Below are 20,595 nucleotides of genomic sequence, written 5' to 3' on the forward strand. Positions count from 1 at the left end.
AAATAAATATGAAAAAAAACATTGCATTTATACTGTTTATTATTTGTTTCCCTGTTACTATTTATTCTCAGAAATGGCAGCAGTATTCTGGTTCTATAATGTCAAATATTCGAAAAAATGATTTGGAAAAAGTCATTAGTCTGGATGTAAATTATACCATTGCTTATATTAACTTAGCTTGTGTTTTTGATTTATTGGATAATCCCGAAACTGCAATTGGAAAAATTAAAGAATTACCAAAAATGATTCAAAATCAAGCAAGTGATAAAAGGATACAAGCTATTGCTTATTATCATTTAGAATTAGAAACAAAGGCTGAAGAACTATGGAGAGAACTTGGTACATAAAACTTTTTTTTATAATAATTTTTAATCTGAACATTAATGCACAGGAAGTAAATCTAGATAAGAAATTAAATTTTTTATTATTAGATTTTTATTCAGATTTAAAAACTGATGATAATGGTAAATCACTGAAATTAATCAGAAGCATAGACAGTATTCTTCTTGTAAAAAACGAATTGAATATTGAGTCATTAGCGGCTTATTATAATGCCAAAGGGTTTGTATATTATAATAACAATCTTAATCCAGAAGTGTTTTTAATAAAAGCAGATTCATTAAATAATTTATCACCAAATCCTGATGAAGATACTATGGTTTACAGTTCTTTTTTATTAGGAGAATATTATTATGATAAAAAAGAAGACCTAAAGGCAAAAAAAGCTTATTCTAAAATTATAGATTTTGAAAGCATTCCGGAAAAGTTCTATGGATATAAATCTACAGCATTGAATAAAACCTTTTTTATAGACCGCAGTTTGATTTCCAAAAAAAATAATGATTCATTAAAAGCTAAGAAGACGGCTAGGAAAATAATCAATTTTAATAAATTATTAAAAGACACTTTAAATTTTCAATATGGTAAGTCTGTAGAATTCTTAAATAATAAAAAAGCCGCAGAAAATATTTTTTTAAATATCAGATCTATTCCTGAGACAGATACTAGATTTAATAGTTACACGAAATTTCAATCTTTGTTTTGGTTAAATAATTTTTACTATCAGAATATAGGAAATTATGGTATAATTGATACTCTAAGTGCTAATAAATTACTCAAAGTGTCAGAAGAGTTATTGTCAGTTGTCAAAAATACTGATTATCTAGAACCGCATTACATATATTCTTTATATGCAGATATTGTTGTAGCTAGTATAATAACTAATGATCAAAAAAATATCGATTTATATGAAAGTAAAATTCTGCGCTTATTAAACAATCCTGATTATCCAAATTTAAAGCAAATAAATTTGGAATTATTCTACTATACAATTCATAAACTTAAAATGTACTTTGAGATTGGAAAGGATTATGAAAAAGCAAAGTTTTATGCTTATAAAAATGCTGAACTCCAAAAATACTTACATGGTGAATTTTCAGTTGAATACGAAAAAGAATTATGGTCATATGAAAACATAATTAAGTTGAAAATGTTTGATTATGAAGAAGCCTATAAAATTTCGTCAGTTAGAGAGCAAATTATAAAAAAACTTTTTAGTGAAGATTCGATAGAATACTTACAGCTCCTTTATGATCAATATAGTATTAGGTTGAATCAAATGGATTATAAAAAAGGGCTGATTTTATTAGAAAAGGCCATTATAATTAAGGAGAAAATAAATTGTAAAAATTTAAAGTTATGTGATGATGTTTGGTTTGCCTATTTAAATTGCCTGAATTATAATAAGCTATATATTCAAACATTAGAGTTAACTAAGAATTTAGTATATGCGGATAATCCTGCTTCGTTATTTAGAATATCAAGTATAAGACGACTTTCATATTTTGAATTAGGAAACTTTATTGGAGTCAATTTAGAATTCGAATGGCTATTAGATAAATTAGAGAATTATTCAGAAATATTATTGAATGATAAAACCATAACTACATATTATTTGGAATTTCTTAGAGACTATCAAGAACATCTCCGATCTACTGGAAGACTAGATAAAGCCTTAAGTTTTTCTAAAGAGAATTTAAATAAATTTGAAGATGATAATTTTATTCATTCTAGAAATCAATTTGTGTTAAACTATCTTAACATTCTTCTACAATTAAATAAATGTTCAGAGGCATTAAATTTTATTGATAGTAATGAAGTTTTAAAATTTGACCAAATAACTACTCGTATTTCAAAAACAACAGACAGTAATGCGTTACAAAATAGATTGGGTAGAATTTACAATTGTCTTGGTGATAATACTAAAGCTATACTTGCATTTAAACAAATTAAAAAGTCAGAAGAGAATCAGCTCACTTTTGATCTTGTATATTTGGAACTATCAAGACTATATAATTTGACAGGAAATAAAGAAGAGTCTAAGAAATATCTATCTCTCTTTGAGAAAAGTTTTAAAAATGAATATCTTAATGACATAAATACATTATATATTTTAGTTGACTTGTATATAACCAATAAACAAGATCAAAAAGCAATTGAATATCTAATTCCTCTCTCAGAAAAAATTATGGATGAGATATGTTTTAAATCATTTTTCAGCGATAATGATAACAAAATTGATAAGCTTTTACATGATGAAACAATTAGTAATATACTTTCATTAAATAACAGTGAGTTTTATAATTCTAAGCTTTCAGCTAATGTGCAATTTATTTCAAATCTATACAAAGGAAGGCTAGACTACTATTCGCAAATTAATTCAGATATCCAAAAATTAAAAGCTATAAATAATCCCGATGCCATAAAGCTGCAAAATTTAGAAAATGATTTTAATAAAAATCCAAGTAAACTTCTAAACGAAGAAATCGGACAGGTTAAAACAAAATTAATAATGTCTTTATTATCAAATTATGAAGGATTATGTGCTATTGATTTTAATAAAATTTTAAATAGTGTTAATGAAAATGAATTAATCATTGACATAATTGGTTATAATAATAAGAAAACAGGGTTTAATGATTTTGCTGTAAATTTTGTGTCTAAAAACAGAAGCCTTTCATTAAGTAAAATAGGTTTTGACGATTATTACAAATTAGACAAAAAACAAAATATCAATTCATATTTTTTTGATTTTATTTATAGCGATATACTTAAAGCTAAAAATGTTAATGGAAATTTAATAGATACTTATTATATAATTCCTTCTGGAAAATCTAATATCATTAATTTTAGCGCACTCTCTATTTATTTAGAAGAAAAACTTAATAAAAAGGTTAAACTTCATGTTATTAATTCTTTAGCAGATATTCCTAAAATTAAAAATGAAAGACAAAAAAAAATAGACAACTTAATTCTTATCGGAGATATAGACTATAATAAAATGCCTAATTTATCTTCAATTCTTACAACAAACCAAACTAGAGGTATTCAATTAGCTAATTCTATTGAAAGCTCAAGTATTCCAATATGGGGATATTTACCTGGAACAAAGCAAGAGATTGAACGGATAAAACAATTAGGAATTAAAAATAAAATTAATGTTTCTGTTTTAAGAGATGTTGAGGTAACTGAACCTAATCTTAAGAAGATGATAATAGATCCAAAATTAACTAATGTAGTACATGTAGCCACTCATGCATATTTTTTCCCAGATGAATTAAAATCTGAAAATAAAAATGTTTTTTCTAATCATAAAAATCCATTATTACGATCTGGATTGATACTTTCTGGAGCAAATAAGAATTGGAACAATAATTCACTTATAGATTCTAATAATGATGGAATATTAACATCTGAGGAGATTTCATTTATGGATTTGAGCGGGGTTGAATTAATAGTTCTTAGCGCTTGTGATACTAGGTTAGGGGAAATTTCAAATTTAGAAGGAGTTAACGGCTTGCAAAGAGCTTTTAAATTGGCAGGAGCTAATAAATTAATTATGAGTTTATGGAAAATTCCTGATAGGGAAACGGTTGAATTCTTTGGCTATTTTTATAATTTTTTATTAGAAGAAAAATTTAGTGTTAATGAATCATTTAGAAAGACGCAAAGGATTATGAAAGAAAAATATACGCCATATTACTGGGCAGGGATTGTTTTGTTAGAATAACATCTATTGCTAAAAATAATCAATCACCAAACGATTTAGGAAGTTTGTTTCTTCTTTATCTAAATACACATTACAAAAAACAAAGTCGAAGAGTTGATTTTCTTTTATTTCGAAAGTGAATGCTACCTAGCTACTATGAATAAATGAATACTTGAGAGTACTATCTTTTTTGTACTGATACTACCATTTATTGACTTCTATAGTTTTTCTAAATTAATGAAGCAGGCATTGCGAATTGAAATAAACAACCTTCAAAAATTTATTTTATATGTCCCAATTTATCAGTAAGTTGGCCTCTGTTTAGTTTGTAGTATTAACTATTATTTCTTTGACATGAACCACAACATTTCAAGCCAAAATCTTCTAGCGTTTCATTGTCGAATTCTCGATTATTTGATTTGTATGACCATTTGAAATAATTGATGAGACTTTGCATAACTTCAAATTTGATCACTAGATATTCTTTTAAGAACGCTCGAATGTTGTCAACGCCATAATTATCTGTAAATACAGAAGAAAAAATATGTTCATTTTTTCACTAATTTCAGCATCACTTCTGTTAATTAAATAATCAAATTTTGCTAGTTTTCGATTTACTTCACATTAGAGTTTATTTTCTTTTAATTTAATGCATGTTTCTATTGTTTTTAAAAATTATTGGAAATCAAACTGTTCTTCTACATAAACATGACCGGAATTATCAATATTTCTAATTAATTCATACTTTTCGTTTAATACTGGCACATTAAATAATTGTGGAAATTTAGCATTGTATCTGAAAATGATTGCCGTTTTATCTAATTCTCCATTTTCAAATCTTTCTTTAAAATTATTTTCAATGAACCAGTTTCGATAGCTTTCAACAGCTTTATTTCCTAATTGTTTTAGTTCTTGTGGTGTAGTATAGTTTTGGTAATCCTTTTTTAATAATGGACAATTAGGGTCTAAATGATATTTTAACTTTTCAGCTCGTTCAAAAACGAAAGTTTTTGAATCTTCTTTTGCTGGAACAGATTGATAATGTTCTACCTTATAATTCACCTCATTTTGAAGAATGTTTTTTGTGTAAAAAAGATATTTCATATCTACTTTGTTGAAAAAATAAAATACTTTGGGATTATTGTAGATGTGTTCAAGGAACAAATTCAGTTTTATTTCTTCTTTAATATCTAAAGTTTGACAAAGTTTTTTATTAGTATGATTTGTGATATAAGCCATGATGTATCTATTTTAATATTAAAAAATTAATGCTTCTTTTAATATTAATAACAGATACATGAAAAGGTAACCCTTTGTTATTCGATTTTATTTATTTTTCCCATCTATGTATAACTGCAAATCGTACAATTTAATCAATCCCTCCTTGTTATCTGGTGCTTGTGCCAATTGTATAAAATTGATGTTTTGGTATAGGGATTTTTCTCCTACAATATCTTGCATGATAATGAAAATTGCTTGTTGTAAAGTTTTTGTGTCGCAATACACATTATATATTTAACCAAAAAGTTGTATTTATAACTTGAATCCAGCAATTAATACAATCACTTCCATTCACTTACTGAGATACGATGCAAATAATTCTTAAAAATAATACTCCTGTTTATCAAATAACACTTTGTAAATCTTACAAAAGGCATATAAATACAAGACATTTACATACAGATTTCACTAACATATTCTATCAATATGAGCCATTATTGGGGAGATTTTGACTTCTATAATATGATGAATTAAAACAAGAAAAGTTAGTGCACATAGAGTGCACAAACCCAAGATACATTTGCAATAGTAAAATCAAGACAACTAATTTTTAACCTAATATTTTTTTTTATGAGTGATTCTGACTTCAATGATTTAATGGATGTAATAGCTGAAGCTGCAAAATCTATTTTTTCGATTTTCAACAAGTAAGTTATTTATAAAAGTATTCCTTTTATAAAAATGGTAAGTGTAAACTTGAATAATGTATTTAAATCAGTGAGTACATTATTCAATAAAATTTAAAATTCAGTCGATAAAAATAATGAGTGCACATAGAGTGCACAAACCCAAGATACATTTGCAATAGTAAAATCAAGACAACTAATTTTTAACCTAATATTTTTTTTATGAGCGATTCTGACTTCAATAAATTAACGGATGTAATAGCTGAAGCTGCACAATCTATTTTTTCGATTTTCAACAAGTAAGTTATTTATAAAAGTATTCCTTTTATAAAAATGGTAAGTGTAAACTTGAATAATGTACTTAAATCAGTGAGTACATTATTCAATAAAATTTAAAATTCAGTCGATAAAAATAATGAGTGCACATAGAGTGCACAAACCCAAGATACATTTGCAATAGTAAAATCAAGACAACTAATTTTTAACCTAATATTTTTTTTATGAGCGATTCTGACTTCAATGATTTAATGGATGTAATAGTAGAAGCTGCAAAATCTATTTTTTCGATTTTTAACAAGTAAGCTATTTATAAAAGTATTCCTTTTATAAAAATGGCAAGTATAAACTTGAATAATGTACTGAAATCAGTAAGTACATTATTCAATAAAAATTTTAAAATATGGCAAGCAAAAGCTTTTTAGATTGGTTATTAGGTGATATTCCAAAACCAACACACAGAGAACTTACAAAGGATGAAAAGTTCGAAAATAAAGAGAATAAAAGAATTAGGAATCTAATTGATAACAAGAATAAAAAATGAAGATTTAACCCCTCTTCAATGCATAGCGACGTTTAACAAATTTCGAGAAATAGAACTAATTAACTAACAGTTATCTGTTAACAAAAACAGATACTAAAATAAAAAAGATGGATATGACAATTAAAACATCCGAGGAAAATTGGCTAGAAAGAGCAGTGAAGTGCTATACCGAGAAAACTGGTTTTACATTTGTAGATGACGCAGGTATTGGGATTGACGAAAACGACTTAAAATCGGCTGTACATTGTATGAAAGGTGCATTATCAAAATCTCTAACCGCTTGGAAAAGCATTGCTGGTGTTTTAGCAGGAATAGGGATTAGCACCATGGGTATTTATATCATACGACTAGCAATACTTGATCCAGAACCTACAACTAAGCTCGGACTTTTGATAACTGGCGGGTTAGTGCTAGTTTTATCAGGTTCCTTCGGCATACTGTTCTCACTTGGTGTGACTTTTAATGTTTCTGCAAGTTCTGCATTTGGTAGTTTTGAAGTTAAGCCGATTTAGAAAGTAGATCAAACATAAACACCCCAAACATAATATTTAGGTTTGGGGTGTTCAGTTTGTTTATTCTATGTTTATTTTTTGAATGTGCTTAATATGAGTTTTTTTACCATCATTACTTGGTTCTGTAATAACTTTTAAACAATCGCCTACAATTAAATTATATTTTTCAATATGAAAAATGGGATGCATGTTAATAGTTGGTAAGCCATCATTTGGCATGAAAGTTCCATATTTAAACGTATTAATACTCTCTAATTTTCCTTTAATCCAAGGAGCATTATCATCAATCTGCTCGGGTTCCTCATCTTTATTCCATAATTTTTTATTCTCTTCGGGATCGGGGTTTAATTTAACATACTCATCAAACCAAATCAGAACATCCATCATTTGGAATGTTAAATTGTATAATAAATATGGCGTTTTTATTTGTTCTCGATATCTCTCATAATCCATGTTTGTTGAGGCATCCACAGCAGAAGTATGCGAAGCAGCTCCCGTAATGAATAAAAAGTTTTTTACGTTTTCACTCATAATTTTGGAAAAATGAGCTTTACTGCATCTGACATTGTTTGGAATAGAGCGTTTGGTCGATTCTCCAGCTAAAAATAAACTAGAATCAGTCAAGTTAACTTCTCCATTAGTACGAATACATTTTTCATGTAAAATATTGTATTTAGCAGCACCTCTAAAAACATATTCCACATACTTCCTCAATTGCGTAAAATGTAAAGATGGTTCTAAATTAATAGCATTTGATTGAATAGATTTAATAATGAAGACAAGGTGACTAATTTCTTCATCTGGAATATCTATTTTTTTTGCGATTTGAAATATCCTTTTATATTGGTATTCAATTTTAGTTATTTCAAGCTTATCTATTTCAAATTTAATATCTTCTATAAGCTCTTTTTCATCCTCCGTTTTAGTATAATAGATTAAATCTTTCCTTCCAAATTTTAACTCAATTTGGTATTCAGAAATTAGTTCTTTAAAACGATTGTCGGATTTATTTTCCTCTTCTCCAGTATAAACAAACCACGGAATTATTCTACTTGACTTTAAATCACTTAAAAATTTCAAAGAGTAAATCATACCACTTTCACCTTGCTTCTGTTCATCAATGTCTGATTTTTTGTAACCTCTAGCGTCTAATATTACTGCTTGATAATCCAAACTGGAATCATTTTTTAAAATTTCCATCCCTTGCACATGGAAACGCTCTCCTATAAGGTCAATTTTAGCCATTTTAGCCATAGTCCCTATAGAAGCTACAATAGATTCACATTTATCGTCTATTAATAAAACTTTATATCTTTTCATAAAATTATTTATAATTAAATTCAATACCTACCTCAAAAGTAAAACCACCTGCTTCTTCAAGCGAATAATTATTTTGAAATACTTTACCATTATTTCGTTCTACTAGGGTTTTTATAATATGTCCTCCCTTTCCTGTATTAGAAGTAGTCCCTGCTATACCTCCATCAGCAAAATAATTCAAAGAACTTATTTGCGATGATCTACCATTATTTAAAATAGTTATAATAACTACCTGTTTATTTACATTTATATCCAAATCTATTTTAATCTTATTAATTGGATTTGAATTATCAAAACCTCCATGTTTAATAGCATTTTGAAAAATATTTGTAAAAATCCTTTCCAAATCCTTTTTATTTGAAAAAATCATTAATTCGGTAATTTCAAAATCGATTTTAACTTTATCAACACAACAATAATCTATTTGACACAGTTTTTCATTATTATTTGACCAATTGTTACAAAAGTTTTCAATAAAATCGAGAATATCGAATTCTACTTTTATGTAAAAATCTTCAGATGGGTTATACAATTCAGAAAGCAAAGTTGTCATTTTTTTAACACTACTAGAAATCTCTTTAATAAGAGCAAGAGTAGTACTATTTTCTTCTTGATCAATTACTTGATTAAAACAGTCTGAATTATCATTAGCAAACCAGTCTAAAGCACCTACTTTACCAACAAGTTTTAACAACTCCCCATTACGAATATCATGTAAGTTCCATTGAAAATCATTGACTCTTTCTTTTAATAAAGTATCAATTGTTGACTGGAGCTGCAAAGTTTCAATTTGATTTTTATCAGATTGAATTTTAGCTCCTTCAACTAAAGCCTTTTGACGAATTAGAGAGTTTTGAAGATCCATATCTGGAACTATAATTTTTAATTTTAAAATATTCTTTAAATTCAATCTTTGTATAATTAAACCTTGCGAATATTTTTTAACTTGCTCTAAAACAAAATCTGATGCTAACTGCAAAATCAAATAAGACAAATCAACACTTTCGTCTTGAATTGTAAATATCTCGATCTCAGGCGAGACTAAAACTGGGTTATCTTTATTCGCATTGCAGTAAGTGGGTTTTAGATTATTCGAAACTTTAGAAATTAACAAGGATGGAGTTTCTAATTTAAAAAAATTAGTTTTTAACTCCCCTAGATCTAAAGAATCAATATCAATGTTATATAAAAATGAGTCTGTAGCTAAGTCGGAAATTTTTATTAATTTACCTAATTCATTATTAGCCTTAGTTTTTGGTGCAGATCTCAGTATTGAAGACAATTCAATAATTTTTGAACCTTGTTGAATTTCGTAATCACCTAAACTATTTATATATCTGGATACATTTAGGTTGTAATCATTCTCAACTATTTCATTGTATGAAACTAAATGAGAAAATTCAGCAACTACATTTTGACTGAACCAATTATGAACTATGCTGTCAATGTTCTGCACTGAAAGTATATTTAAATAACTAAACTTGCTTGTTTCAAATTCAGTTGATGCATTTATCATAAAAACATCATTTTTATCAGGAGTGGGTTTGTTTTCCAAAATAATTATTGAAGTTGGAACAGAGACACTTTCAAATAAATTTGTTGGCAATTCTATAATTCCCTTTAGATAACCGTTTTCAATAATATACTTACGAATGTTTTTTTCTGAGGCAACACCTCCATAAAGGTTATCATTTGTTACAACAACAACTGCAGTACCGTTATCTTTTAATGATTTTAAAATGTGAAGTATATAGGCATAAAACGGATTATCGCTCGGAGGAACACCTGTAGTAGCATTCCACCGGTCAAATTTATCATATCCTTTTTGAAAATTCCACAAGCCTTTTTTTAATGGAAAATTATCAAGTACAAAATCAAATTTTTTTATTTCATTATTCTGCTCAAAAAAAACAAGTTTATTAAAAATGTCATTTTTTTCAATTTGAAAATTAGTTATTCCATGAATAATTAAATTTATTTTCGTAAAAAAAACATTATTTGCATTCTTGTCTTCAGCATAAAAGTAAACTTTCCCACTTACTTTTTTTGAAATCAAAACTAGTAAGTCACCAGTCCTACATGTGGAACTATTTACTAGGAAATTCTCATGATCCTTGGTCACGATTAATCTAGAAATTAAATCATTAATACTGGCTGGAGTAGAAGTACTAGCTGAACTATTAGTGCTTTCATTTTCAAATGATTTTTGTATATAATTGAATAATTCTCCCCATACATTTTTATTTTCTTCTTTAGATATATCTAAAGTATCAGCAAAATCATTAATCAAATGCAGTAAGCCAGTCAATAACATTAATCTATTCTCAGTAGATCCAAAATTATCTAAATTATTCTTAAACTCTACAAAGTCAAGTATTCCATTTAACACAGGATTTTTAAGAGCAATATTATTTAGCCTATTAGTTATTTGAAAATTTAGTTCAATAAAGTCATTTATTGTCAGCAAAGCCGGAAAATCAAATTGGTCTTCAATTTTAATTTCAAATTGATTATCTACCTTGTTTTTTAAAGAAACGTATTTAAAAAAGACTAAACTTAAAATATTATTTTTTAAGTTACTTATATTTGTACTTCCACTTATTTTATTTAGTGATTTCCAAAAATTAACGTAAATTGAATCATTATTATTTAACATACACAAGAGATTTAAATTATTTTAGTGCAAACTTAAACTTCATTAGTGCACTCTATGTGCACTAATAATTATTTTTCAACTTATCTATTCTTGTTTTTAATTTTTCAACCAGTGATTGTGGCTCTAATACTTTAACCTTTTCACCGTATGAAAGTATCAGTGCTTCTAATTCGTTGTTAGGAATGACGTCCAGATGTACCTGGATTTTATCACCAACATCCTTAATGTCTTGTGAAACGTGAAGTATTTTTGTTTCCAAATAGGGTACAAGTGATTTATCTACTACATCAAGGACAATATGCTCAATATTTGCATTTAGTTTAGTTACGCCAATAATATCGTCAAAATACATATTAAAATTGATAGTAGAATCGATATACTCCTGATTTGCAATTTTAATACTATCTATTCGGTCTAAAGCTAAATTTGTTATAGTTTCATAATCATTTGACTTCCCAAATAAAAACCATCGCATATTGTATTGTTTCAGATAATGTGGGTTTATTATGATATTGACTGCGTCTTCATTTTTGAAACTATTGTAATCTATACTTAATACCTTTTTATACAAGATGGCGTTATAAAGTTCTGGAATAAATTCTAATCCTTTTAAGTTTTCGTTTTCATCAAAACTAATGATAACATCACTTTCTTTTTTTAAATTGAAGTCGGCTTCCAACCTTGTACTTAATTCATTTATCCAGCTGTATTGTGGCAATCCTTTGAACCTCCCTAATGTTAGCAATGCTTCTCTTAATTGATTTGCTTCGGTTTCGTTTAAGGGTTCTTTTGTGAAAGCAGAAAAAGAAGTGTTTTCATAACGAAAAAAAGTTGTTGTGCCTTCTTTCGTCCTCTCCAATTCTACACTATATCCTTGTTCACTCTCCATGTGTATAATATCCCTATAGACCATCGTTTTTTGCACTTTAATATCCTTGAGCCCATCTAGCGATATGGCAGAATTACAAGCCTTGACTAAATCATGAATATTGTATCTTCTTCCAGTATTTCGAAAACAATTATCTAGAGCTTTATATCGGATGAGGGCATTTTTGCTTGGCGGCATATATAAATATTATTTTGATTTTTGATAATGCAATAATACAGTAAAGAAAAATTAAAATGAAGGGACCATTGAAATAGAAATTTTATTTCTTTACTTACTATTCATGATTTATAAAAACATGTTCTTTTTGATATTCTAAATTTTCAATGTCAAGTTCATGATCATCATGAATTATCAGAGTTCCATCAATTCCTATTAGCGTAAAATCGTTCTCAATGGCAAAAACACCTTTATCAAGCATTACGTGATGATTGGGGCACAAACAAATTATATTTCCCGGTTGGTCCTTTCCATTATGTGGCTTTCCTAAAGGCTTGATATGTGCTGCCTCTGCATATTTTACTCCTCGAACTGAAATATCAATTCCGCACACTTGACAAGCATACTCATACATTTTTTTTACTTCCATAGATAATTTAGTATCTCTAACGATTCTTAGAATAGTCGTTGGAACTCGCTGTGATTCTTCGGAACCACTAGACAAGATTTGTTTAACTTGACTTGCTTCTTCATTTAATGGATTAACTTTTTCTAATCTAAACCTACAAATTAGGAATCCATCTTTTCCTTCTTCTTCGAAATGATCTGTAATAGTGTACAAACCTCCGTATTCATAACCGATCTTTGGACTATAAGCTGATTTGTGTTTATAGCCCCGAGAAACTCTTACTGGTAAACCATGCATTTCACTTACAATAAGTGCTTTATTACCAGTTGCATCCCAACTTTGATCTTTAGTATGTTTTTTTGAACCGTCTTCTCTCCCACCTTCACCAGTATAAATAATTTCATCACCTAGATCATAGTCATCCACATAACCCCCATTTAAAACAATTGATGATGCACCTACTTTAGGATTTCCATCTATTCCATTAACAGGTTTCAAATGGACTTCAGCATCTCTAAGTTCTTGTCTATCCTTGAAGGTAGCTCCTTCTTTAATTCCTTCTATTTCTCCGAATAAGTAATTTGGCATAATTTATAAAGTTTTACATCCAGCATCAAGCAGGGCTTGGTAGGTATTATTTAGTGAATTTTCCTTTGGAACAAATATAATCAACCCATCTCTACCTCTGGTTAATAATACTCGGTAGCTATTTTTTCGTAATTTTTTTGAGTCTTTTGCGTTCCTATTAGGCACCGTATCTTTCCAATCAGTATCATAAATCCAGTCTGCATCCCAAGCCAAAATTGGCATATCTAATTCTAAACCTTGACAAGCAAATTCTGTAACAACACTATTCAAATTTCTACAATAAGAAGGGTGTTTATCATCAACATAATATTGTGAAACGATAATGGATTTAGTAGAAGTAAAATCATTATTCACACCATATTTTGGAAGAATTTTACTTTTTGAACTAGCAATAATACCAAATGTCTTGTTTGGTTCATCACTGTATTTATTTCTAACATGCGCTTTAGCTAATTCAAGATCTCTTGTTAGGTAGACGGCATAATCGTCCTTAAATAAAATCTCCATGTTGACTTTCGCTATTGTAATTTCATTGTCTAAAATCAATTTAACCCATGATTGAAGTTGTGTTGCTTTATGTGTTCTTAACGAATTAGTTAAATTAAATTCATTAATTATTTCCGTTTTTTGGTTTATAAAATTAGCTTTCAATTTTTCAGGGCAATGAACAGTCCATTTTGTAGCCGATTGATTCAGAGCAGTGGACCAAAGCTCCATGCCGCTTTCCTCACCTAAATGTATTTCCTGACCTTCTCCAATTAAACCAATCAACAAACAATGTGATTGCTTATTTCCAATATTGATAAAGTCTGTTGGTTCTGAGTTCGCACCTTCTCTTTTTGAATTAGATACTTTTTCAGAATCCCAAGCCCGTTGTGCTTCATCATAAATAAGTACGTCTTCAGACGGAATTTGAGTTGAGTGTGCATATTGTTTTAAGAAACCGTGAACTGACTGAACAAAATTATAATTACCTAAGCTAAATTGTAAAACCTGAACCAAAGGTCCATTACCAGATAAAAAGACTGCTTTTTGCATATCCTTTTGCTTATAGGTATCAAAAACAAATTGTAAGCCTACAAGGGTTTTTCCAGCACCAGGCACTCCAGTAATAAGCGCTAAATGATGTGAATTATCTAATTGTGACTGCGTCGCTATTTGATGTAGTTTCTTTAATGTTATTGGTATTCCTGCACTATTCGCCTTTTTAATTTGAGGAAATTGCTTTTCTTTAAACAGCAATTGTGCCGATTGAATTAGTGAAGGTAATGGTGCATATTCACTTGCAAACCAATCAACAATATTCGTAAAAGGCTCTTTAATAAGAACATGTAATAAAATATTAATATTATCCCCTGACAGGATTTGTACTTCATCTGATATATGCGAAATAGTATTAGCAGCTGCTAAAACTAAAACAGGTATAACATTTAAATGATGAGATTGCTCATGGTAGTTCCTTAAATCTCGAGCATAATGTTTTGCTTGATCAATTTGAGCTTGATTTTCATTGGAATAGCCTTTAAATTCTAATACTATTAAGTTATTTCCACTAAGAACTAACACATCTGGCCTACGACCTCTTTCTCTAAGTAACTCATACTCGAATACTATGAATGTATTTTTCGTGAGATCTATTGGTAAGTTTAATAATGCTAGTTCCCGTTTCAAAATATTGAAACAATCAAACCAGGCTTTTCTTTGAGAATAGCTGGCTTCTTCCTGCATACACATAATATGATGCTTTTTCAATCTAGTTCCCCACTCAATTACTTCAACCTGGAGAAATGATTCAATAGAGTATACTGTATTGTTAATTTTATTATTCTCCATTTAATGCTTTTATGAATGGAACATCAGCTGGAGCAAATTTAAAGTTTACAAATTCAGAAGTTTCTACCCACTCAATTTGATCATGATCATTTAAAATAATACTTCCAGAAAGGTGTTCACATTCATAGGCTTGCAACTGAATAGTTTTATCTCCATAATGATGTTTATTTTCCATAAAAAATGTACCAACAGTAACTATTATACCAAGTTCTTCTTGTAATTCTCTCTTTAAACAATCTTGTGGTGTTTCTCCTCTTTCAATCTTTCCACCTGGAAATTCCCAATACCCACTAAGATGTTTGCCTGGACCTCGACGAGCAATTAGAATTTTTTCTCCCTTACGTATTATAGCCGCAGTTACTTGATAAGTTGTATTTAGCTGTTTCATTAATTTAATTTTCAGTATTAATACTGGTAAAAATAGTTCAGCCGATAAATTCAGCGCTACAAAAAAACATATTATTTAATTCCTTACAAACGAATATAACAAAAAGAAGTTTTACGACATGAATTTCGATGAAAATTATGTTTAAAATTTAAAGATTATTTGATATTTTGTAATGATTTATTTATAAATTAGCTACAAAACCAAAGACCTACTTTACTGCTAATAACTAGGTTAAAATAGGTGTAACGGAACCTGTTTTGTGGCTTGGTATAAACAAATTATTTAATAAGGTATGAATTCCGATAAACTACATTTAAGGATACAATGGAACAAGTACAATACATAAAATATCGCATAAAAATAGCAGTTTAAGTAATTAATTAAAAGCAACTGTTTAAGCTAAAAATAACCCAACCCATAACATCTGTCAAACGCAATCGATGGTATTCGGTTTATTGTTAGCTTTTTTTTCCTGTTTTCGTTTCTCATAATGGAGAAAACTCGTTTCCCAAACCGCGACCGCGATTGGTAGCATACCGTTATATGAAAAAATTTTGTTTATAAACGTACTTTAAATCTGATTAATATGAAACATGTAATTATAACTGAAAACGATGAATCCCAATGGGATGACAAAACGGGTATTTCATACAACTATCCATCTAAATATAATACGATACTTAACCCAGGGACTAAGGTGATTTATTATAAGGGTAAATTAAAACATCAACATTTTGCAGATCGCAGGCTGTCAAATGATCCACACTATTTTGGAGTTGCTATTATTGGTGATAATTATCTGGATAAAAAAGCTTCTAAAAAAGAATATTATTGCGATATATTAACCTATCAACCTTTTGATTTGGCAGTGCTTTTCAAAGTAAATGGGGATTATCTTGAACCTATTCCAAAAAGTAAAGAGAAAAATTATTGGCGGGATGGCGTAAGGGAAATAGCGAAAGAGACTTTTGATAAGATATTAAAATTAGCTTCCGTTAAATTTGAATCTTCTATAGAAATAAATAATTATAGAATTTCAACTACAAAGTTCGGAGAAGTCTTTGATGAATTCCCTCGTTTTGTATTTGATGAATCAGGAGGAAGACCTTTTGTGGGGTTTAGCGATGGTTATATATACGAACAAGAGTCATATAAGAACGAGCTTAGAGAAGAGTCCCTTTTTATTCTAAAAACTATTGAGTGGGAAAAGGATTGGATTGGAAAGGGGGAAATATTAAAGAGAATAGTTCAAACATTCGATCTAGAAACGAATAATTTGGTTGATACGAAACAAAAATACGGGCCCAATAGAGTTCCTCATAGTAAAATGATTAAAGCCATTCATGATGGAACTAATTTAGAAATTATAGAACAGACATTATTTAATCTTTTTAAGTCAAATAAAGAGCACGAGGACATATTTAATAGCATGGTTGAATTGATAGGAAAGCAGTATTCCGTGATTGCTTTTCTGTTTTTCTTGAAAAATGATAGACGATATCTTCCAATAAGTACTACCAACTTTGAATATGCCTTTAAAACATTAGGTTGTGATCTTACATTGTCCCGTAATTGTAGTTGGGATAATTACAAATCTTTCCTAGGTGTTATCTTCCAAGTGAAAGATGCTCTGGAAGCTATTATGAATCAAAGTATTAACCTAATTGATGCGCATTCATTTTGTTGGCTACTTGGCTACAAGGACAGGTACCAAGAATGGCTAAGAGAAAAAGGACTACCTATACCTGAAAAATATTTTTATGCCTTTGAAATAAATCCAGTCAATAACTCTTCCAGCCAAAGACGTTCTACCCCAAATGATGCGAATAGAGATGGAAACGTTGATTGGGATAAGGAAAACATCAGAAAGAGGATTAAAGGCCGTAGAGCAGAAGAATTGGTTATGGATTTCGAATATCAACGATTATCAGAAGCAGGTCAAGAAGTTCTTGCAGCTAAAGTGGAAGATTATAGTACTAAGTACAGCAAAGGGTTTGATATACTATCATGGAACATAGATGGAACAGAAAGAAATATTGAAGTCAAATCATCGGATAGCAATAGTTTTATTTTAACTCGAAATGAGCTTAACAAGTCTAAAACGAATCCTAATTATTGGATATATATTGTTAATGAAATCGAGAATAAAATCCAGATAAAACAAATAAAATCCCCTTCTTTTAGCGATGAAAATCAATTCAAACTTGAACCTAAAGATTATTATGTATCCTTTTCTATTGAAGAATGATATGGGTTGTTTGTGGTCTCTTATTTAATGATTACTATGTTGGAAAGTAAAATTTTGTACGGTATAACTTTAGATAGGAATGAGGTTTACAGATTAGCTTTTGGGGTTCATTTTCAAGAACACAATTTGACAGAAGACCGTTGAGTAAAATGAAGAAAGATATTTTAACAGAATTTGGCATTTTAAAACTTAAATAAATATTGCGCCAAAAAAGGCATAACTTAAATTATCATCCAATATAAAGACCGTGTACAAAAAAGGATAATAATGACTATTTCGCTGAAAACTGTACCTCACATGTATCTTTTTTTTTCAACACACTAATTAACAATGAAGTAAACTTTCTGTATTGGAAAATAGGTTTTACAAAACATCATAAAATAAAACAAAGAATCCCAGTTAAAATGTCATAAAACGGCATTTTAACTGGGATTCTTCTTTCTGTTTATTTAGCTTTATTTACAGATAGTTTGCTCCTTTTTGTACCATTATTGTACCACGAAAATAATTTTCATGATTGAGAAATATTTCGGCGAAATGATGACACATAGAGACACACATAGACACAATGGGACACAAAATCAGTCACATTATGAGTTCTAACATTGAGGTTATCAGAATTTGTGAGCACTGCAAAAAACAGTTCACAGCCAAAACAACGCGCACACGGTATTGTTCACACCTTTGCAACAGCCGTGGTTATAAATCACTAGTACGCAAAGGAAAAGTGGAAAAAAGCAATACGGAGATCGTTCAGCTTTTAAACACAGACTTGGAAAAAATAAAGCCACTTGAGTTTTTAAAAATTACTCAGGCAACCGTTCTTTTTGGAATCAGCAGAAGCACGCTCTACAGGTTAGTTAACAATGGACAGCTGGACATTGCAAAGTTTGGCAAACGAACTGTTATCCGCAGGTGCGATCTTGAAGCTTTTTTTGCAATTCCTGTACAGGATGTAACCTTGAAAACTGGACAGCAATTTCCTGGTTTTGACAATTGCTACACTATAACGGAAATTCAACAGAAGTACAATATTTCTTCAGGAGCGCTCTATCTATTGATTCAACGGCAGGGTTTAGTGAAATATTCTGTTGGAAAATTCACCTGTGTTGCCAAACAGGATATTGATATAATTTTTAATACTGTGGGAAGATGAAAAATATAAATGTTACGCTAAGAAAGAGGATACTGCCAAGTGGTAAGATTACACTATATCTTGATTTTTTCCCTCCAGTATATAATCCTAAGACTAATAAACTTTACCGTAGGGAGTATTTAAGTTTATTTTTGGTGGCAAAACCAAAAAGTGCTATTGAAAAAGCTTTAAATTCTGAGAACTCATACAAGGCTGAGATCATTCGTGGCAACAGGTTTAATGAAGTAAATAAGGAACAGATTTATACTCCATTTGAGCTTGAGCGCATTCATCTCAAGGAGGTTGGTAAAAAATCATTTCTACATTATCTAAAGCATACGGCAGAAAGCCGGACTGGCAATAATGCAGATATTTGGAAGTACGCAATTATTCACTTTGAAATGTTTTTAAAAAATGAGGACGTACTAATGCAGGACATTGACGAGACACTTATTGAGGACTTTAGAGCGTACCTCTTGAAGGCAAAATGCCTCAGAAAAAAAAACCAGTTTCTGGCTCAAAACACTGCCCTATCTTATTTTAACAAGATCAAGGCTACCCTACGAAAAGCTTACAAAAAAGGATTACTGCAAACTGATGTTAATGCTGCAATTGAAGGTATAAAGGAACAAGAGTCTCAAAGGAACTTTCTAACCATGGAAGAAGCGGTAAGGTTATTTAAAACCACTTGTCAAAAAGAAATTGTTAAACGTGTCAGTCTTTTTTCCCTGCTCACAGGCATGCGCTATTCCGATATATCAAAACTTACTTGGGAAGAAGTACAACACAGTAAACAGGAAGGCTATTATATAAGATTTAAACAGCAGAAAACTGATAGACCAGTCACCCTACCTATTTCTGAGGAAGCGCTTGAATTTTTAGGTGAACGAAGAATGGAGCATGGGAAAATCTTTTTAAATTTAAAAAAATGGGATTTTGACCGTATTATACCCATTTGGATTAAAGATGCAGCTATTGAGAAACATATTACTTTTCACTGCTTTCGCCATACCTATGCAACATTACAGATGGCGGCAGGAACCGACATTTTTACTGTTTCTAAAATGCTGGGACACAAAAACATAAAGACCACACAGATTTATACGAAAATCATAGACGAGAAAAAAAGGGAAACAACTAATAAAATTTCTTTTAAATAAATTCAAGTTTTTAATTATAGAAAGGAAATGAATTCCAGTCTTTTATATTAAACACAATTTCTACTACCATCTATTTCCAAATATTTTAAGCTAAAGTATAGAGATAAGTGATGCTATTTATTTGCCTGATTATTAATGGAATGATTCTTCATTTACCTGACTCTTTAATACAATTCTAATAGTCGTTTTATGAAAACCATCTGCTAGAATAATGCTATTTATACCTCAATTATTATGTAACCAGTTCAGATCCTCAAAGCACATTTATACTTTCGCTATGCTACAGTATAAAAGAGCTTTAAGGATACTCAATAAAAGAATCTTGAAAATTGAAGTTGCTACCTACGTATAATTTTCAAGACCCTTTTCCATGACTTATTTAGCCATATCATTACTTCAAACTATAAGCCGATTAAAACCATCAGACAATATTTCTAGTGATTACCTTCGGCGGATTCAAGGACCTATCGCAACAAGTCCATTAATTAGTTAGTTATTCAAAGTTAGTTTTTTTGTTGCATTTTGG

15 protein-coding genes are annotated in these 20,595 nt (G+C 29.5%); 7 read left to right on the forward strand and 8 right to left on the reverse strand.

Annotation, left to right across the window (positions count from 1 at the left end; genetic code table 11):
* The first annotated feature begins 8 nt into the window (after positions 1–8).
* Positions 9–347: a tetratricopeptide repeat protein gene (locus tag AC4PRO_RS14500; protein WP_492117840.1), complete on the forward strand. Its 339-nt coding sequence runs from the start codon at positions 9–11 to the stop codon at positions 345–347.
* On the forward strand, positions 326–4,069 hold the full coding sequence (locus tag AC4PRO_RS14505) for a CHAT domain-containing tetratricopeptide repeat protein (protein ID WP_492117841.1): 3,744 nt from the start codon (positions 326–328) through the stop codon (positions 4,067–4,069). Before AC4PRO_RS14500 ends, AC4PRO_RS14505 begins: the two co-directional genes overlap by 22 nt.
* A 654-nt stretch (positions 4,070–4,723) precedes the next feature.
* On the opposite strand, the gene AC4PRO_RS14510 is transcribed toward AC4PRO_RS14505, so the two are convergent.
* Together AC4PRO_RS14510 and AC4PRO_RS14515 are read right to left on the reverse strand one after the other, a co-directional pair.
* Positions 4,724–5,287 (reverse strand): hypothetical protein, encoded by a 564-nt coding sequence (locus tag AC4PRO_RS14510; protein ID WP_492117842.1) that lies wholly within the window; start codon positions 5,285–5,287, stop codon positions 4,724–4,726.
* A gap of 87 nt (positions 5,288–5,374) precedes the next feature.
* Positions 5,375–5,509, reverse strand: a complete 135-nt coding sequence (locus AC4PRO_RS14515) for a hypothetical protein (RefSeq protein ID WP_492117843.1) — start codon at positions 5,507–5,509, stop codon at positions 5,375–5,377.
* A 1,125-nt stretch (positions 5,510–6,634) separates the two neighbouring features.
* On the opposite strand from AC4PRO_RS14515, the gene AC4PRO_RS14520 reads away from it, so the two are divergent.
* Both AC4PRO_RS14520 and AC4PRO_RS14525 read left to right on the forward strand, forming a co-directional pair.
* Complete coding sequence (locus AC4PRO_RS14520; RefSeq protein WP_492117844.1) at positions 6,635–6,775, forward strand: hypothetical protein; 141 nt, start codon at positions 6,635–6,637, stop codon at positions 6,773–6,775.
* Between the two features lie 107 nt (positions 6,776–6,882).
* Positions 6,883–7,287 carry a hypothetical protein gene (locus AC4PRO_RS14525; RefSeq protein WP_492117845.1) on the forward strand — a complete coding sequence of 135 codons (405 nt, stop codon included), beginning with the start codon at positions 6,883–6,885 and terminating at the stop codon, positions 7,285–7,287.
* Positions 7,288–7,347: 60 nt separating this feature from the next.
* On the opposite strand, the gene AC4PRO_RS14530 is transcribed toward AC4PRO_RS14525, so the two are convergent.
* From AC4PRO_RS14530 to mutT, 6 genes are all read right to left on the reverse strand, one after another.
* A complete protein-coding gene (locus tag AC4PRO_RS14530) occupies positions 7,348–8,607 on the reverse strand; it encodes a hypothetical protein (protein ID WP_492117846.1) in 1,260 nt (419 codons plus the stop codon).
* 4 nt (positions 8,608–8,611) lie between these two features.
* Positions 8,612–11,263, reverse strand: a complete 2,652-nt coding sequence (locus AC4PRO_RS14535; RefSeq protein ID WP_492117847.1) for an N-6 DNA methylase — start codon at positions 11,261–11,263, stop codon at positions 8,612–8,614.
* Positions 11,264–11,324: 61 nt separating this feature from the next.
* The gene (locus AC4PRO_RS14540; RefSeq protein ID WP_492117848.1) at positions 11,325–12,329 is read right to left on the reverse strand and encodes a helix-turn-helix transcriptional regulator; all 1,005 of its coding nucleotides are present in this window, start codon (positions 12,327–12,329) and stop codon (positions 11,325–11,327) included.
* A 97-nt stretch (positions 12,330–12,426) separates the two neighbouring features.
* Positions 12,427–13,305, reverse strand: coding sequence for a YDG/SRA domain-containing protein (locus tag AC4PRO_RS14545; RefSeq protein ID WP_492117849.1), 879 nt, complete (start codon positions 13,303–13,305; stop codon positions 12,427–12,429).
* 3 nt (positions 13,306–13,308) lie between these two features.
* Entirely contained in the window at positions 13,309–15,138 is a 1,830-nt protein-coding gene (locus tag AC4PRO_RS14550; RefSeq protein ID WP_492117850.1) for a DNA/RNA helicase domain-containing protein, read from the reverse strand.
* Positions 15,128–15,526 (reverse strand): 8-oxo-dGTP diphosphatase MutT, encoded by a 399-nt coding sequence (gene mutT / locus AC4PRO_RS14555; protein ID WP_492117851.1) that lies wholly within the window; start codon positions 15,524–15,526, stop codon positions 15,128–15,130. The genes AC4PRO_RS14550 and mutT overlap by 11 nt, the downstream gene beginning before the upstream one ends.
* Before the next feature lie 586 nt (positions 15,527–16,112).
* On the opposite strand from mutT, the gene AC4PRO_RS14560 reads away from it, so the two are divergent.
* From AC4PRO_RS14560 to AC4PRO_RS14570, 3 genes are all read left to right on the forward strand, one after another.
* Positions 16,113–17,774 (forward strand): protein NO VEIN domain-containing protein, encoded by a 1,662-nt coding sequence (locus tag AC4PRO_RS14560; RefSeq protein WP_492117852.1) that lies wholly within the window; start codon positions 16,113–16,115, stop codon positions 17,772–17,774.
* Positions 17,775–18,366: 592 nt separating this feature from the next.
* Complete coding sequence (locus AC4PRO_RS14565; RefSeq protein WP_492117853.1) at positions 18,367–18,930, forward strand: helix-turn-helix domain-containing protein; 564 nt, start codon at positions 18,367–18,369, stop codon at positions 18,928–18,930.
* Positions 18,927–20,069 (forward strand): tyrosine-type recombinase/integrase, encoded by a 1,143-nt coding sequence (locus AC4PRO_RS14570; RefSeq protein WP_492117854.1) that lies wholly within the window; start codon positions 18,927–18,929, stop codon positions 20,067–20,069. The genes AC4PRO_RS14565 and AC4PRO_RS14570 overlap by 4 nt, the downstream gene beginning before the upstream one ends.
* Positions 20,070–20,595 lie beyond the last annotated feature (526 nt).

It is taken from the genome of Flavobacterium sp. DW-iso2 (assembly GCF_058725285.1).

What these genes read in the sequence shown, in the direction of transcription:
- AC4PRO_RS14545 (WP_492117849.1), bottom strand. Translation starts at nt 13,305, where the DNA reads ATGCCAAATTACTTATTCGGAGAAATAGAAGGAATTAAAGAAGGAGCT.
- AC4PRO_RS14560 (WP_492117852.1), top strand. Translation starts at nt 16,113, where the DNA reads ATGAAACATGTAATTATAACTGAAAACGATGAATCCCAATGGGATGAC.
- AC4PRO_RS14510 (WP_492117842.1), bottom strand. Translation starts at nt 5,287, where the DNA reads ATGGCTTATATCACAAATCATACTAATAAAAAACTTTGTCAAACTTTA.
- AC4PRO_RS14535 (WP_492117847.1), bottom strand. Translation starts at nt 11,263, where the DNA reads ATGTTAAATAATAATGATTCAATTTACGTTAATTTTTGGAAATCACTA.
- AC4PRO_RS14525 (WP_492117845.1), top strand. Translation starts at nt 6,883, where the DNA reads ATGGATATGACAATTAAAACATCCGAGGAAAATTGGCTAGAAAGAGCA.
- AC4PRO_RS14505 (WP_492117841.1), top strand. Translation starts at nt 326, where the DNA reads ATGGAGAGAACTTGGTACATAAAACTTTTTTTTATAATAATTTTTAAT.
- AC4PRO_RS14540 (WP_492117848.1), bottom strand. Translation starts at nt 12,329, where the DNA reads ATGCCGCCAAGCAAAAATGCCCTCATCCGATATAAAGCTCTAGATAAT.
- AC4PRO_RS14550 (WP_492117850.1), bottom strand. Translation starts at nt 15,138, where the DNA reads ATGGAGAATAATAAAATTAACAATACAGTATACTCTATTGAATCATTT.
- AC4PRO_RS14515 (WP_492117843.1), bottom strand. Translation starts at nt 5,509, where the DNA reads ATGCAAGATATTGTAGGAGAAAAATCCCTATACCAAAACATCAATTTT.
- AC4PRO_RS14500 (WP_492117840.1), top strand. Translation starts at nt 9, where the DNA reads ATGAAAAAAAACATTGCATTTATACTGTTTATTATTTGTTTCCCTGTT.
- AC4PRO_RS14565 (WP_492117853.1), top strand. Translation starts at nt 18,367, where the DNA reads ATGAGTTCTAACATTGAGGTTATCAGAATTTGTGAGCACTGCAAAAAA.
- mutT (WP_492117851.1), bottom strand. Translation starts at nt 15,526, where the DNA reads ATGAAACAGCTAAATACAACTTATCAAGTAACTGCGGCTATAATACGT.
- AC4PRO_RS14570 (WP_492117854.1), top strand. Translation starts at nt 18,927, where the DNA reads ATGAAAAATATAAATGTTACGCTAAGAAAGAGGATACTGCCAAGTGGT.
- AC4PRO_RS14530 (WP_492117846.1), bottom strand. Translation starts at nt 8,607, where the DNA reads ATGAAAAGATATAAAGTTTTATTAATAGACGATAAATGTGAATCTATT.
- AC4PRO_RS14520 (WP_492117844.1), top strand. Translation starts at nt 6,635, where the DNA reads ATGGCAAGCAAAAGCTTTTTAGATTGGTTATTAGGTGATATTCCAAAA.